Source organism: Pseudomonas sp. PVC-5-1, from assembly GCF_057444345.1.
Genome location: NZ_CM172024.1, coordinates 3,933,033 through 3,948,522 on the forward strand (window position 1 = coordinate 3,933,033; position 15,490 = coordinate 3,948,522).

A 15,490-nucleotide genomic window follows, 5' to 3' on the forward strand; every position below is an offset into this window, starting at 1 on the left:
GGGAGCTGGCTTGCCGGCGATTGGGCCGCATGGTGGCCCCCGACAGGCGCTAAATTTCTCGGCTGCGAGCTCGTTCACTGCAGGTAGCGGCGGCCTCTGTGCCCATCCCTCGACGGTGAACCTACTGAGACCAAGATGACGACTCCACGCTGGAAGAAAGCCCTGTTTATCAGCCTGGCCGCGGCGGCTGCCGCTGGCGCCGGGTTTGCCGCCTGGCACTACTTCGCGACACCCGCCGGCTATTCCAGGGAGGTGACCCGCCAGGCCAACGACCTGCAGGAACGCATCATCTCGTTCGACAGCCATGTCACCCTGCCGCTGACCTTCGGCACCGAAGGCAGTGAGGCCGACAAGGATGGCGATGGCCGCTTCGACCTGGCCAAGGCCGCACGCGGGCGTTTGTCCGGCGCGGCCCTGACCATCTTCGCCTGGCCAGAGTCCTGGACCGGAGATGGCGGCCCGCACCGCCCGACCCCAGGCTTCGTCGAAGCCGCCCGCCACACCCAGGAGGTGCGCTACAACGCCATCACCGCCATGGTCCGCGACTTCCCGCAGCAGGTGGGTATTGCCTATACCCCGCAAGACATGCGGCGCCTGCACGGCGAAGGCAAGTTCGCGGTGTTCCTCAGCATGCTCAACGCCTATGCGCTGGGCGATGACATCGACCAGCTCGACCGCTGGGCCGCGCGCGGCGTGCGCATGTTCGGCTTCAGCTATGTGGGCAACAACAGCTGGGCCGACTCCTCGCGTCCGCTGCCGTTCTTCAATGACACCGCCGATGCCCTGGACGGCCTGTCGCCGCTCGGCAAGCGCGCCGTGCAGCGGCTGAACGACCTGGGCGTGATCATCGATGTGTCGCAAATGTCCAGCAAGGCGCTGGCCCAGGCCGTTGCCCTCAGCCGCGCGCCGGTGGTGGCCTCGCACTCGGTGCCACGGGCGATGGTCGACATCAGGCGCAACCTCTCCGACAAGGAGCTGCAGCTGATCAAGGACAGCGGCGGCGTGGTCCAGCTGGTGGCCTTCTCCACCTACCTCAAGCCCTTGAGCAGCAAGACCCAGGACAAACTCAACGCCCTGCGCGCCCGCTACGACCTGCCGCCACTGGTCAACCTCGACTACGCACTGATGCCAGGTGACCCGGTGATTGCCGGCTGGCCCGAGCAGAAGGTCGGCCAATATGCCAACGCGCTGTACGGCATTCTCGAGGAAGAACCGCCAGCCACGCTCAAGGACTATGGCGACGCCATCGACTACACCGTGCGCAAGATCGGCATCGATCATGTCGGCCTGAGCTCGGACTTCAACGAAGGCGGTGGCATCGACGGTTGGCAAAACGCCAGTGAAGCACGCAACGTCACCGCCGAACTGATCAGCCGCGGCTACTCCGAAGCAGATATCGCCAAGCTCTGGGGCGGCAACTTCCTGCGGGTGTGGGAGCAGGTGCAGCGCGCCGCGCAACCTGTCGCCACCTCATCCCCCTGACCCTTGCGAGCCATTTGATGAACGATCGTCGCACCTTTCTCAAGCAGGCCGGCCTGCTTGCGGCCGCCCTGCCCCTCACAGGCCCACTGCTGCCTGCCGCCCAAGCGGCGGCTGCGCAACCTGCAACCGCCAGCGACTGGGCCGGGTTTCGCAACCTGTTCGAGCTGGACCCGGCGTACGCGCACTTTGCCAACTTCCTGATCACCTCGCACCCAAGGCCCGTGCGCGAAGCCATCGAGGCGCTGCGCGCCCGCTTCGACCGCCACCCGGCCCGCATGGTCGACTGGGACAGCCAATCGGAGTGGAAGCACGAGGCCGCCGTGCGTGAATGGGCAGCCCGCTACCTCGAAGTGACGCCCCGGCAAATTGCCCTGACCGGCAGCACCACCGAAGGCCTGGGGCTGATCTATGGCGGGCTGAAGATTGCCCCGGGGCAGGAAATTCTCACCACCGTGCACGAGCATTCGGCCGCCCGCCATACCATGGGCTTTCGCACCACGCGCGATGGCACACCGGTGCACCGGTTGCGCCTGTTCGACGACCCCGCCAAGGTCAACAGCGACCAGGTACTGGCCACCATCGCGGTGGCCATCGGGCCGAAAACACGGGTACTGGGCATGACCTGGGTGCACTCGGGCAGTGGCGTGAAACTGCCCGTGGGCGAGATCGGCGCGCTGGTGCGCGAGGTCAATCGCCAGCGTGACGAGCAGGACCAGATCATCTACGTGATCGACGGTGTGCATGGCTTTGGCGTCGAAGACATGCGTTTTGCCGATCTCAACTGCGACTACTTCATCGCCGGCACGCACAAGTGGATGTTCGGGCCGCGGGGTACCGGGATCATCTGCGCGGCGTCCACCGAACTGAAGCAGCTGAACCCGACCATTGCCACGTTTTCCGAGAACGAGGATTTTGCCACAGTGATGACGCCCGGGGGTTACCACGCGTTCGAGCACCGCTGGGCATTGGGCAAGGCGTTCGAGCTGCACCTGCAATTGGGCAAGGCGGCGGTGCAGGCGCGGATTCATGGGCTTAATGGCTATCTCAGGCAGCGGCTTGAGGCGCTGCCGGGGGTCGAGCTGGTGACACCGCGCAGCACGCAGTATTCGGCGGGGTTCACCTTCTTCCGGGTCACGGGGCAGGATGCTGACGAGGTGGCCCGGTATCTCAACAGCCAGCGCATCGTGGTCGATGCGGTGTCCCGGGATGTCGGGCCGGTGGTGCGGACGGCGCCTGGGCTGTTGAATACCGAGGCGGAGATCGAGCGATTGGTGGATATTCTGAAGCGCTACCTGCGCGCTTGATGGTTGCCAGTACCGGCCCTATCGCCGGCAAGCCGGCTCCCACAGGTACTGCACATGACTTGAAGTCGGTGCGGTCGGGGTGGGAGCTGGCTTGCCGGCGATAGGGGCGCAACGCGCCCCCGGCGAGCTCAAGTCAGGATTGGCCACCGACCCACTTCAACCACTCCCCGACATCCCGGTAAATCCCCTCCACCTGCCCCACAATCCCCGACATGCGCAAGAAGTCATGGGTCAACCCCTCCACCCGGGCAAAGGTCACCGCCGTCCCACCCGCCACCAGCCAGTCACGATAGGCCACGCCCTCATCATGCAACGGGTCATACTCGGCCACGAACAGGCAAGCCGGCGCCAATGGCTCGCGCAGCGTCGACAGCAACGGCGATACCCGCCAGTCAAGGCGCTGCTCGCGCTGCGGCGCATAGTGCTGGTAGAACCACTCCAGGGTAGGCGTCTCCAGCAGGTAACCCTCGGCATGCTCGCGATGGGACTCACGCCAGCAGGAGATATCGGTCACCGGGTAGAACAGCAACTGTGCCAGCGGCTTGAACGCCAGCGCCTCGGGCTGCTCCACTGCCGTAATGGCCAGCACCGCCGCCAGGCTGGCGCCCACGCTGTCCCCTGCCAGCACCACCCGGCGGTTGTCCAGGCCCAGCGAGGCCGCCTGCTCAGCGAGCCAGTTGGCGGCGTCCAGTACATCGTGCAGGGCCTTCGGGAACTGCTGCTCCGGCGCCAGCCGGTAGTCCGCCGCCAGCACCGCGAACTCGCCCAGGGCCGCCAGGCGACGGCACACCGAGTCATGCGAATCGAGGCTGCCGACCACGTAGCCGCCGCCATGCAGGTACAGGATCACTGGCTGCAAGGCAGCTCCAGCATTGCCCTGGCGGTACAGGCGAGCAGCCAGGCGGGTACCGTCGCGCGCGGTAATCTGCAGCTCGCTGGCCGTGACGTTGCCGGGCGGGCTCGGGTCGAGTACCTGCGAGCTGCCTTCGAACTCGGCACGGGCCTGGGCCACGTCCATCGCGTGCATGGGCAGGCTCCTGCCCGTCAGCCGGCCAAATTCGACCAGTTCCAGAAATGCCGCCAGATCAGGGTGCAGTGCCATGTGGGTTCCTTGGGTGAACAATGTGACTCGAGCCTCCCTACGGGACGTAGCAGCACACCGAAAAATTACCCGCCCACACGGCTAAATCGTTGGTGCAGGCACTCGTTATCCCAGCACAACGAAAGACCGCCAGAGGCATACCGTGGACCTTCAGAGCATCCTCAGCAAACTGTTCGCCAACGCCCATGCCGTGGGCATCGAAGGCGTTTTCCAGTTCGTCTTCGGCCAGGACCGGGCCTTCTGGTCGGAGGTGCGCGACAGCAGCCGCACCGGTGCCGGCCGGCACAGCGCCCCGGACGTCACCATCGAGGTGGCCGAGCGTGACTTCCTCGGCATCATGGGCGGCACCGCCAACGTCGAAGAACTGTTCGCCAGCGCCCGCCTGAAGATCAGCGGCAACATGGGTTTGGCCACCCTGCTGCCGCAGATCATCAGCAACGCCCGGCGCGGCGCGCCGGCGACCAAGGTGTCGATGAACCAACGCTACCCGACACCGGCACGCCTCAGCGAACGGGTGTCGGCCGCGCAACCGGTGCAGCGCGAGGTGGCACGCATTGCCCGCGCCGACATGCCGCTGGCGCGCTTCCAGGGCGAATACCTGGCGCACGGCACGCCGGTGGTCATCAGCGATGCCCTGCAGGACTGGCCGCTGTTCACCATGGGCCGCGAAGCTTCGCTGGAGCATTTCGCCGAACTGCAGGGCATCACCCGGCACGGCGACTACGTGAAGAAGACCTTCTCCACCGACCGCGACTTCCGTTCCACTTCCATGGCCGACTTCATCGCCTCGCTGGACACCCCTGCCAAACCCGGCGAAACCCCGGCCTACATGGGCAACAACATCGTGCCGGAAAAGCTGCTGACGCTGATTCGCTACCCGCAGTACTTCGCCCGCGAGAAGTTCATTGCGCCGCGCATCTGGATCGGCCCCAAGGGCACACTGACGCCATTGCACCGCGACGACACCGACAACCTGTTCGCACAGGTATGGGGGCAGAAGTCGTTCATCCTTGCCGCGCCGCACTATCGCCCGGCCCTGGGTACCTGGTCGACCAGCCCCAAGGGCGGCCTGGACGGCTGCGACTTCAACCCCGACGCCCCGGACTACCAGCGCTTCCCGGCGGCGCGCGAGGTGCCGTTCCTGCGCGTGGTGCTGCAGGCCGGTGACCTGTTGTTCCTGCCCGAAGGGTGGTTCCACCAGGTGGAGTCTGTGACCACCTCGCTGTCGGTGAACTTCTGGGTGAATTCCGGGCGCGGCTGGTAGCCGGGATTGCCAGGGGGCGCTTTGCCCCCCTATCGCCGGCAAGCCGGCTCCCACAGGTACAGCGCAAGCCTTTCGGTCGGCGCAGTCCCTGTGGGAGCCGGCTTGCCGGCGATAGGGCCGCGCAGCGGCCCCAGGCAATCGATCAGACCGCCGCGATCAACGCCTCGGCAAAGCGCTGCGCGACCTCATCGATCTGCTCGCCACTGATGATCAACGGCGGCAGGAAGCGCACCACCGCCCCATGCCGCCCACCGAGCTCCAGGATCAGCCCGCGCTTGAGGCACTCGCGCTGCACCTTCGCCGCCAACTCACGGTTGGCCGCCGGATGCCCAAGCGCATCCCGCTGGCCTTGCGGATCCACCAGTTCCACCCCAAGCATCAGCCCACGCCCGCGAATATCACCCAACTGCGGATAGTCCCGCTGCAACTGCTGCAGGTGCTGGCGCAGGCGCTGGCCCATGGCCTCGGCATGCTCTGCCAGGCGATGCTCGACCAGGTAATCGATCACTGCCGAGCCCGCCGCCATGGCCATCTGGTTACCACGGAAAGTGCCGGCGTGGGCGCCCGGCTTCCAGGTGTCCAGCCAGTCGCGGTACACCACCACCGCCAGCGGCAGGCTGCCGCCAATGGCCTTGGACAAGGTGACCACATCCGGGATGATGCCGGCATGCTCGAAGGCGAACATGCGCCCGGTACGGGCGAAACCGCTCTGGATCTCATCGACGATCAACGCCACGCCGGCCTGCTCGGTGATACGGCGTACACCCTTGAGCCACTCGATATCGGCCGGAATCACCCCGCCCTCGCCCTGCACCACCTCGAGGATCACCGCCGCTGGCAGCGGCACGCCGCTTTCCGGGTCGAGCAGCAGGGTTTCCAGGTAATGCAGGTTGGCCCTGACCCCGGCTTCGCCGCCCAAGCCGAACGGGCAACGGTAGTCGTAGGGGTACGGCATGAACTGCACACCGTTGCCGAGCAAGGCACCCAGCGGCTGCTTCGGCCCATGGCTGCCCATCAGGCTCAGCGCCCCCTGGCTCATGCCATGGTAGGCGCCCTGGAAGGCCAGCACGGTGCTGCGGCCGGTGGCAGTGCGCACCAGCTTCAGCGATGCTTCCACCGCATCGGTACCGGTCGGGCCGCAGAACTGGACCTTGGCTTCACGGCGTAACGCCTCGGGCAGCACGCCGAACAGGTCCTGGACGAAGCGGTCCTTGACCGGCGTGGTCAGGTCCAGGGTGTGCAGTGGCAGTTCATCGGCCAGTACCCGCTGGATCGCCTCGACCACCACCGGGTGGTTGTGGCCCAGCGCCAGAGTGCCGGCGCCGGCCAGGCAGTCGATGAACTGGCGGCCTTCGACATCCTCCACATGGATGCCACGGGCGCGCTTGAGTGCCAGGGGGATGCGCCGCGGGTAGCTGCGGGCGTTGGACTCCTGTTGTTGCTGGCGTTGCAGCAAGGGTGAATCGGTGAACTCGTACAAGGCACGCGGCGCGCTGGCCGGCGGGACCTGGGCAAGGCAGGAAGCGGTGGACATGGGTGAATCCTCGCAAGCAAGCGAAAGTGCGGGTGTTCGTCGCTTGGAAAACGCTTGAGTGCGGGGAGGATTTAGCGGTTGTTACTGTATTTTACTCTGCCTGTGCCGGCCCTTTCGCGGGCTTGCCCGCTCCCACAGGGATCGCATGCATCTCAGACCCTGTGCAGTACCTGTGGGAGCGGGCAAGCCCGCGAAAGGGCCGGCACAGACAGTGAAGATCAGCTGGCCGAGCGCGCCGGCACTTGCAACAACACCCGCAACCCATCACTGCGGCTGTCGAACTTCAGGCTACCGGCACAACGCTGCACGATCGCCTGCACGATCGCCAGCCCCAGCCCGCATCCACCACTCTGCCCGTTACGCCAGAAGCGCTCGGTCAGGTGCTCCAGGTCCGCCTCGGCAATCCCCGGCCCATGGTCGCGCACCATGAAGCCCACCTGGCCGTCAGCCATCTGCACCTCGAGCTCCACCGCCTCGTCGCCGCCATGGCGCAAGGCGTTGTCCAGCAGGTTGCGCAGCGCCGCCACCGCCAACGGCGCAGGCATGCCCAGGTAGATCTGCGTAGCGGCTTCAGGCAAACGCAGCACGATGCGCCGGTTGTCACCGCCGCCGGCATCCTGCACCGCTTGCCGGGCCACCTGCTCGGCGCTGCACTGCACGCCATCCTCGAACGACAGGCTGCCCTCCACCCGCGCCAGCATCAACAACTGCTCCAGCGTGCGGTGCATGCGGTCGGCGCCCTGCTCGGCATGTTCCAGCGCCTGCTCGCGCACGGCGCCATCGGTCATCCGCGCCACCTGCAGGTGGGTCTTGATCGCCGTCAGCGGGCTGCGCAGTTCATGCGCGGCATCGTCGGTCAGGCGCCGCTCACGCTCGATGGTCTGGGCAATGCGCAGGAACAGCTGGTTCTGGGTTTCCAGCAACGGTTGCAGTTCGCTGGGCATGCCCGCCACCTGCAGCGGCTCGACGCTGTCCGCGCGCCGGCGGCGCAGGGCATCGCGCATGCGGTTGAGCGGCTCCAGGCCCTTGCCCAGGCCGATCCACAACAACCCCAGGCTGCCAAGCAGGGCCATCAGCACCGGCGCCGAGGCTGCCAGCAGGATCGACTGGTTCAGCGCCTCGCGCTCCATGTGCCGGTCGGCGGTGGTGATACGCACATCGCCATGGTTGTAGGTGAAGGTGCGCCACAGCGCGTCGTCGATGGTCTGGTCACGGAAACCGCTGCGTTCATCGTCCATGACGCCATCGTGCTTGTGGTTGCTGGCGAGAATCTCGCCACGCAGCGAGCTGACCTGGCAGGCCATGCCGTCCGGCACGCTGAACTGGTCGGCGGAAAAGTGCGCCTCCCCACCCTTGGCGGTCAGGGGCTGCGGCAGCTGGTCGATCAGCCCGGCGACCATGCGCGCCGAAGCCACCAGGCGCTGGTCGAGGGAGAACATCATCTGCTGACGCAGGTCGCGCAGCATCCACGCGGCGGCCAGCGCCCAGATGATCACGAAGGCGCTGCCCAGGATCAGGCTCAGGCGTACCCGCAAGCTCATGATGCCGCCTCCTCCGGCGCTTGCGCCGGGCCCAGCCGGTAGCCCAGGCCGCGCACGGTCTCGACGATGCCGTTGCCCAGCTTGCGCCGCAGATGGTGGATATGCACGTTCAGGGCATTGCTCTCGACTTCGTCGCTGAAGCCGTACACGCAGTCTTTGAGCTGCTCGCTGGACAGCACCCGCCCGGGGTTCTGCAGCAGCGCCTGGAGCAATGCCTGTTCACGCCGGGACAGGTCGACCGGCTGGCCGGCCAGGGTTGCCTCGCAGCTGCTCGGGTCGTAGCGCAGCGGGCCGTGTTCGATCACATTCACCGCCCGCCCGGCCACCCGCCGCAGCAGGGTGTGCAGGCGAGCAGCCAGCTCGCGCAGGTCGAACGGCTTGAGCAGGTAATCGTCGGCGCCGGCCTGCAGGCCATCGACCCGGTCGGTGACCGCATCACGGGCAGTGAGCACCAGCACTGGCAGCGTCTCGCCTTTCTCGCGCAGGCGGCGCAACAGCTTCAGGCCGTCTTCGTCGGGCAGGCCAAGGTCGAGAATCATCACGTCGAACTGCGCGGCCTGCAGCATTGCCCGTGCATCGGCGGCGTTGCCCACACGGTCCACGGTCAGGCCCTGGGCGGTAAGGCCGGCGCAGATGCCGGCGGCGATCAGGTCGTCGTCCTCGCAGAGCAGAACGTGCATGGTGGGGCTCCCGGAATGGTGTAGCTGGCATTGCACCTTGGGCGGATTAAGGGGGGATTATGGACCTTTTGTGGGGGATTAGGGATGTGTGGCGCCTGCGGCAACGAGCGCCGCGCAATTGCCACATGCTCCCGGGAGCGACAAACATTTGAAGCCCCACCCAAGGCACACCCCGACAGCCTAACTCCGCCGAACACGCCGGAAACGAAGTCGCATTTTCCTACAACTGGCTCAGAAACTTCCGATCCGAATCCATGATGGGATTTCCCCCTGCACACGCTGTCAGGGAGACACCTCATGTACCTGGATTACCTCGTGCCCTCCTGGCACGAGATCGAGTCACGTGTCATCCAGTCGAGGCACAAAAAGTAGCCATAGAAAAAACCAAAAATCACATGCTGGTAACAGCCGCACTGCACAACCCAGACCTTGTAGCAGGAGGCAGAGACGCGATATCAGACTTTGGAGATCGCCAAGTCAACTCAATAATTGGCCCACAATGGAAAACAAAGATACCGAACTTAAAAAAGGCCGCCGAAACAGTGCCGCCGAACCTTAGAAACTCAACACGCATGAATGTAAAATTACATAAATGCTAAAACAAGGAAATTCAAGTGGATAAAATTTTTGCCAGATTCATTGAAAATTTCGGCCCACCAATCGACCGCCGGGAAGTACCCCCATCAACAATCGATCGATATAGAGACAAGCTTCCTCCCAAGCTTCTGGAATACTGGTCCGAACATGGATGGTCGGGCTATGGCGAAGGTATATTCTGGCTGGTCAACCCACAAGAATATGACGCCGTGGTTTCCTACTGGATTGCAGGCACGACACTTGGCTCGCACGACAACTATCACTTGATTGCACGGAGCGCGTTCGGCGACCTGTACCTATGGGGCGAAAAATCCGGCTTTTCATTAAAAATCACGAGCATTAGCTCTCGATACGTCTTTCATAAGACCGACTTTACAAAAGAACAATTCAACACCGAACTTCAAGGCTTTATCCTATCAAGAAAGGTCGACTCAAATGATTTCAACGACCTTTTCAATCCCGCCAAAGAAAAGCTTGGCAGACTTAAACATGACGAGATGTACGGCTTTTTCCCCGCACTCTTGCTGGGTGGCTCTGACTCCCTGCAGCACCTTCAAAAGGTCAGCGCCATTGAGCACTTGGTCTTTCTCGCGCAACTGACAGACCTGCAACCTTACCCCTTCTCCAAGCAACCAGATTGATGCTGCAGCCATTCACTTATCTTTTCTCAATGAACAATGCAGTAGCACTATCACGGACCAAGCGCCGTCAGGCGCTTGGCACCTGTACATGATGGGCACGGTCAAGGCTTTAGTGGCCGCTCTGTGGCTTGTTGCTTTCGGCGGCAAGCACCGAGGCGAATCCATGTCGCGACTATTCAGTCATCACCCTACCCCATTGACGCCGGCCCACCTCTTCGCCGCCATGTTCACCTGAACTTCGCCGAACCTACCGGAAACGAAGTCGCATTTTCCTACAACCGGCTCAGAAACTTCCGAATCGAATCCATGGTGAGATTTTCCCCTGCACACGCTGTCAGGGAGACACCTCATGTACCTGGATTACCTCGTGCCCTCCTGGCACGAGATCGAGTCACGTGTCATCGCCATGGTGGGCTACCAAAGCGGTGGCCAGTTCCGCACCAGCCTCAATGAAGAAGTCGCCTCGCTAGGCCTCAACCTGCGCCGGATCGAAGCCGTCCGCACAGCCTTCTACCACGCCGAATGGCAGGCGGCGCACATGCTGCGCCAGCGCTTCGCCGACCTCGACATCAACAGCATCGTCGACGAACTGCTGATGGTCGTACGGCAGATGGCGATGATCGTCGCCGGCAGCACCATTACCGGTGGCCTGCTTGGCGCGGGGGTTGGCGCATTCGCCGGCGGCGCCGGAACCATTCCGTTCGCCGGCGCGGGCGCGGCCATGGGCCTCAAGGTCAGTGGCTGGATCCTCGGCGCGCTGGGGCTGGCCTCCATCGCCGAGTTCTTCATCGAGGGCTTGCCGCGTATCGGCGAGTACTACGTCGACGGCATTCGCTTCGCTTGGGAAGGCACCTGCGGCAATGAAGGCACGGGCCCGTTCTGCCGGGACGACCCCTATGCGATATCCCGGGCCACGCATCAGATTGCCCAAGGTCATGTGGAGGTCGTGCTGCTGTTGCTGGGGGCGATCGTGTCGTACCTCACCCGCGGCCGCGGCGATGCCCGGGTGCTGGCCCAGGAAATGGCGGCCAGCCGCAAAGGTGCGCGGCTGGGGCAATGGATGCTCAAGCATGAAGAAGGGTTGAAGCAACGGCCGGACCTGCAGGTGCCGGAGCGGCGCAAGGGGGTGGTGGGTGAGCCGCAACCGATGCAGCCTGATCGGCCGGCAGGGAAAGACAAGGAGCCCTCGACAGGGAAGCCCGGTAGCATGCCGTTGCATACCGTGGCGTGCTTCAAGGCCGACAAATTGCCACCCGCCAAGCATGGCGAGTTTGAACGGCAGTTGAAGGGGCAGCAGGATGGGTTGAACCGGCTGACGGTTGAGGAGTTTTTAGAAAACGTTGCTAACCCGATCAAGCGAGATCCGCGCGCAGCCAAACTGGCGAGAAGAAGGCTACAGCGTGACCTCGAAATTCGACTACACGAAGAACTACTGGAAACAATGAGCCCTCATGAAGCCAAAGTACTTGCGGCAAGAAAAGCCAAGGAGACGATGAGCACCTTGGCCGCGCTTCACAACCCGGATCTGATCGCAGGAGGCAAGGATGTGATTACCGATTTCGGCGACAGGCAAGTCAACTCCACAATTGGGCCGCAGTGGAAATCAAAAGTCGATAGTCTTAAACGTGCCGCTGAAAACGCTCAGAGCTTTGGCAGAAAACCTATATTTCTGAATGTAAAGCTACACAAGTGCTAATGGAGAAATGCTATGGATGATGTGTATTCGATATTTTTGGAGTCCATAGGAGAGCCGATGTTTCGGCAGGAAGTCCCACCCACAAGCATTGATCGGTACCGAGACATACTGCCTGAGCAATTACTTGAGCTCTGGGCAGAGCATGGTTGGTGCGGATATGGCGAAGGAATCTTCTGGCTGGTTAATCCTCAAGAGTACGAAGGCGTGCTCGCCAACTGGCTTGATAATTCGGAGCTCAAGGAAAGCGATACATACCATGTTATTGCACGTAGTGCCTTTGGTGACTTGTACCTATGGGGCAAGAGAACAGGGCCGTCCCTTTGCATCTTCAGCAATGTTTCTCGATACACACATGATCCGGTAGAGCGACTGCCACAGGCAATGAATCGAGCTTTCCAGGCTTTCCTCTTGTCACTAGACCGAGAATATCTTGACTTCGACGACCTATTTGAAGCAGCAAGAAAAAAATTAGGCAATCTTAACCACGATGAGATCTATGGTTTTACACCGACACTACTCTTCGGAGGAAGGCCTAATCTTGACCACATTGAAAAACTCAAAGCCACAGAGCATCTGACATTTCTATCTCAGGTTGAAAAACTACAACCCTATACGCTCTCGGACATTTAGCAATGGGCTCCCACGCAGCCAAACATCGATCCATGCAGACTTCCGCAAAGTCCAGGAACAATTCGAGCATTGGCCTCAGTGGAAAAGCAGCATAGACGGGTTCAGACGGGCCGCCGAAGAGATGGCTGGTACAGATGGTGGCTCCGGCCTTTTGAATGTGAAACTGCACAAGTTCTGAAACATCTGGAGGTCATCGTATGGACGAAGCATTTTCCGTATTTATTGAGGAAGTCGGTGAACCTATGCATAGCCAAGAGGTGCCTGCATCGACCATTGACCATTATCGAGGAAAGCTACCGGATAAACTTCTACAGTATTGGATCGAGCACGGATGGTGCGGGTACGGTGACGGCATGTTTTGGACCGTGAACCCACAAGAGTATGAGGGCGTGGTTGCATCCATACTTGAGAGTGCAAACCTAGAGAAGCACGACAGATTTCATCTCATTGCCCGCGGAGCCTTTGGTGATCTTTATCTGTTTGGTGAAGAAACGGGATTCTCACTAAAAATTGCAACGCATATTGGCCGTTATGTTGGGAGAACACATGAATTGACAGCAATTGACATGGACAGGCAAGTGCAAAATTTTTTCGCCTGCAGAGATTTGGATTCGAATGATTTTGATGAAATGTTTGAGCCTGCCAAGAAGAACCTCGGCATACTAGGGCCGGATGAGATGTACGGTTTTGTTCCAGCATTGGTGTTTGGCGGCCCAATTCGTTTCGAAAATCTTGAGAAGCTGAAAGCAATTGAACATCTTGTACTGCTTTCTCAGCTTTGCAGCATCGAGCCCTATAGCTTTTCCGACTTCTAAACACTTAAAAAAGGACTTAATCAAATGGACGTCATATTCAGCATCTTCCTCGAAACCTTCGGAGACCCCGTCGGCCACCAACCAGTACCGCCCTCTGCCCTCGATCATTACCAAGGCAAACTCCCCAACCGTCTCCTGGGATACTGGCAAGAGCACGGCTGGTGCGGCTACGGCGGTGGGCTGTTCTGGCTGGTAAACCCTCAGGATTACGAAGACGTAGTAGCGTATCGGCTGTCAGGCACGCACTTCGAAGCACGCGACACTTATCACCTCATCGCCCGTAGCGCTTTTGGCGACCTGTACCTGTGGGGCGAGAACACCGGCTCGGTGCTGACCATTGCGGCGTACCATTCCCGTTACCTCGATGGCGCCCACAGCTCAGGCGACGAAGAGCGGGACAACAAGATCCACGGCCTGCTCATGTGGCTGATGACCGAATGCATCTATTTCGACGACCTGTTCGAGCCCGCCAGGGAACGGCTCGGCACGTTGGCCGCAGACGAAATGTATGGCTTTGTTCCTGCCTTGATGCTGGGAGGGTCAGACAGCGTCGAGCGGCTTGAAAAGCTCAAGGCGGTAGAGCATCTGGTACTGCTCGCCCAACTGAGCGAGCTTCAACCCTATGAGCTGGCTGACGAAGAAGATGAATAGGCCCTGACAAGCGCGTTCACCGGTGCACCGCATCAGGCCTGTCGACATCCAGCAGCACACCGGTATCCGGCACTTCTACCCTGACACAACTCGCCGGGTTGGCCTTGACCACCGAACGCGCCCCTTCATCGCCTGTCAGGCACGCAAGCTCCGGCCAGAAATCGCGCCCGAACAGCACAGGGTGCCCTTGCTGCCCTTCATGGCAAGGCAACACGATGGTCGACGCGCTGGCCCTGGAAGCCAGCCGGGCAAGGGTTGCCTGCTCCAGCCAGGGCATGTCACCCAACAGAATCGCTACTGCCTGCGCCTCACTGTCGGCCAGCGAGGCGGCGCCGGCCGCCAGGCTATGGCCCATGCCCAATGCGAAGTCCGGGCTGGAGATGACCCGGCACCCCGCAGGCAGCCCCAGATCCACGCCCCGCTCCCCCTCGCGCAACACCACCCGCACATCGTCGAACACTGCACAGGCCCGCTCCACGCTGTGCACCAGCAAGCTGCGACCATCAACCAACAGCGCCCGACGCTTGTCAGCCCCGAAACGCACGCTGCTGCCAGCAGCCAATATCAGTGCAACCACACTCACAGCGCCACCCGCTCGATACCATTGCGCACGCGAAGGATATCGGCCAGCACCGCCAAAGCGATCTCGGCCGGGGTCTTGCTGCCCAGGTTGAGGCCGATCGGGGCGTGGATGCGGCCCAGTTCGACCTCGCCCAGGCCACCGATCCGCCGCAGGCGTTCACGGCGCTTGTCGGAAGTCGCCCGGGAGCCCATCACACCGATATAGAACGCCTCGGTGCGCACCGCTTCGAGCATGGCCAGGTCATCGATCTTCGGGTCGTGGGTCAGCGCCACCACCGCGGTGTCGGCATGGCAACCGCCATGGGCGATGAACTCCGATGGCAGCTCACGACGCACCTCGATGCCATCCAGCCGCACGCCGTCGAGCACTTCGTCACGCGGCTCGCAGAGGATGACTTCGAAGCCCATGCCCTTGCCGAACTCGGCACAGAAATGCGCGACGCTGGAGTACCCGGCCAAGAGCAGACGCTGGGCGGCCCCCACACGCAAGCGTACACAGGCACTTTCACGCTGCACACGCGGCCCCTGGCGGTGGTCATCGGCAAGCAGGCGCATGCCCTCGGGCAGGCTCACTTCACGCAGCACACGGCGCTGGCCCTGCAATGCGCTTTCCAGCTCACGCAGGTGCGCCTGTACCTCGCATTCGGCCGGCAGGTTCTCCACCAGCACTTCCAGCACGCCGCCACACGGCAGGCGGATGCTCGAACGCGAGTCGCTGCCATCGCCATAACGCACGATGGCCACCGGTTCGGGAAACTCCCCCCGGCCCACGCGCTCGAGAAAGTCGTCCTCGACGCAACCACCGGACAGCGAACCCAGCCACTGCCCGCTGGTGTTCACCGCCAGCAGCGAACCCGGCGCACGGGGCGCCGAGCCGTAGGTGGCGAGTACCGTGCACAACCACACCCGCTGGCCGCCGCACGACCACTGCAACGCCTGGCGGACCACCTGTAGATCGAGATGCTGCACCC

General features: G+C 62.3%; 14 protein-coding genes and 1 pseudogene. 9 read left to right on the plus strand and 6 right to left on the minus strand.

The genetic code is table 11. The features are described from left to right. The first annotated feature begins 135 nt into the window (after positions 1-135). Both pvdM and pvdN read left to right on the plus strand, forming a co-directional pair. Positions 136-1,482 carry a pyoverdine-tailoring dipeptidase-like protein PvdM gene (gene pvdM / locus AC2T3R_RS18050; protein WP_061551077.1) on the plus strand — a complete coding sequence of 449 codons (1,347 nt, stop codon included), beginning with the start codon at positions 136-138 and terminating at the stop codon, positions 1,480-1,482. Positions 1,483-1,499: 17 nt separating this feature from the next. Continuing rightward, positions 1,500-2,786, plus strand: coding sequence for a pyoverdine-tailoring periplasmic protein PvdN (pvdN, locus tag AC2T3R_RS18055; protein WP_486744057.1), 1,287 nt, complete (start codon positions 1,500-1,502; stop codon positions 2,784-2,786). Positions 2,787-2,919: 133 nt separating this feature from the next. On the opposite strand, the gene AC2T3R_RS18060 is transcribed toward pvdN, so the two are convergent. Beyond that, the gene (locus tag AC2T3R_RS18060) at positions 2,920-3,888 is read right to left on the minus strand and encodes an alpha/beta hydrolase (RefSeq protein ID WP_410953492.1); all 969 of its coding nucleotides are present in this window, start codon (positions 3,886-3,888) and stop codon (positions 2,920-2,922) included. A 142-nt stretch (positions 3,889-4,030) separates the two neighbouring features. Between AC2T3R_RS18060 and AC2T3R_RS18065 the strand changes: the two genes are divergently transcribed. Next, positions 4,031-5,152: a cupin-like domain-containing protein gene (locus AC2T3R_RS18065; protein WP_486744058.1), complete on the plus strand. Its 1,122-nt coding sequence runs from the start codon at positions 4,031-4,033 to the stop codon at positions 5,150-5,152. Positions 5,153-5,294: 142 nt separating this feature from the next. Here the strand turns inward: AC2T3R_RS18065 and AC2T3R_RS18070 are convergent, their stop codons facing one another. The 3 genes from AC2T3R_RS18070 to AC2T3R_RS18080 form a co-directional block, all read right to left on the minus strand. Next, entirely contained in the window at positions 5,295-6,686 is a 1,392-nt protein-coding gene (locus AC2T3R_RS18070; protein ID WP_410953490.1) for an aspartate aminotransferase family protein, read from the minus strand. 218 nt (positions 6,687-6,904) lie between these two features. Next, the gene (locus AC2T3R_RS18075; RefSeq protein ID WP_085691602.1) at positions 6,905-8,227 is read right to left on the minus strand and encodes an ATP-binding protein; all 1,323 of its coding nucleotides are present in this window, start codon (positions 8,225-8,227) and stop codon (positions 6,905-6,907) included. Further along, positions 8,224-8,907: a response regulator gene (locus AC2T3R_RS18080; protein ID WP_013973469.1), complete on the minus strand. Its 684-nt coding sequence runs from the start codon at positions 8,905-8,907 to the stop codon at positions 8,224-8,226. The genes AC2T3R_RS18075 and AC2T3R_RS18080 overlap by 4 nt, the downstream gene beginning before the upstream one ends. A 335-nt stretch (positions 8,908-9,242) precedes the next feature. Here AC2T3R_RS18080 and AC2T3R_RS18085 point away from each other — a divergent pair. The 6 genes and pseudogenes from AC2T3R_RS18085 to AC2T3R_RS18110 all read left to right on the plus strand — a co-directional run. Next, positions 9,243-9,506: pseudogene (locus tag AC2T3R_RS18085) on the plus strand (polymorphic toxin type 15 domain-containing protein); the annotation flags it as partial. 15 nt (positions 9,507-9,521) lie between these two features. Beyond that, positions 9,522-10,145, plus strand: coding sequence for a GAD-like domain-containing protein (locus AC2T3R_RS18090; RefSeq protein ID WP_367245277.1), 624 nt, complete (start codon positions 9,522-9,524; stop codon positions 10,143-10,145). 349 nt (positions 10,146-10,494) lie between these two features. Beyond that, the gene (locus AC2T3R_RS18095; RefSeq protein ID WP_486744059.1) at positions 10,495-11,841 is read left to right on the plus strand and encodes a DUF6861 domain-containing protein; all 1,347 of its coding nucleotides are present in this window, start codon (positions 10,495-10,497) and stop codon (positions 11,839-11,841) included. Positions 11,842-11,853: 12 nt separating this feature from the next. After that, entirely contained in the window at positions 11,854-12,471 is a 618-nt protein-coding gene (locus AC2T3R_RS18100; RefSeq protein WP_410953248.1) for a GAD-like domain-containing protein, read from the plus strand. 197 nt (positions 12,472-12,668) lie between these two features. Further along, positions 12,669-13,286 (plus strand): GAD-like domain-containing protein, encoded by a 618-nt coding sequence (locus AC2T3R_RS18105; RefSeq protein WP_486744060.1) that lies wholly within the window; start codon positions 12,669-12,671, stop codon positions 13,284-13,286. Between the two features lie 24 nt (positions 13,287-13,310). After that, on the plus strand, positions 13,311-13,937 hold the full coding sequence (locus AC2T3R_RS18110) for a GAD-like domain-containing protein (RefSeq protein WP_486744061.1): 627 nt from the start codon (positions 13,311-13,313) through the stop codon (positions 13,935-13,937). A gap of 16 nt (positions 13,938-13,953) precedes the next feature. Here the strand turns inward: AC2T3R_RS18110 and AC2T3R_RS18115 are convergent, their stop codons facing one another. Together AC2T3R_RS18115 and AC2T3R_RS18120 are read right to left on the minus strand one after the other, a co-directional pair. Further along, the gene (locus AC2T3R_RS18115; protein ID WP_486744062.1) at positions 13,954-14,520 is read right to left on the minus strand and encodes a nucleotidyltransferase family protein; all 567 of its coding nucleotides are present in this window, start codon (positions 14,518-14,520) and stop codon (positions 13,954-13,956) included. Further along, entirely contained in the window at positions 14,517-15,488 is a 972-nt protein-coding gene (locus AC2T3R_RS18120; protein ID WP_486744063.1) for an XdhC family protein, read from the minus strand. The genes AC2T3R_RS18115 and AC2T3R_RS18120 overlap by 4 nt, the downstream gene beginning before the upstream one ends. Positions 15,489-15,490 lie beyond the last annotated feature (2 nt).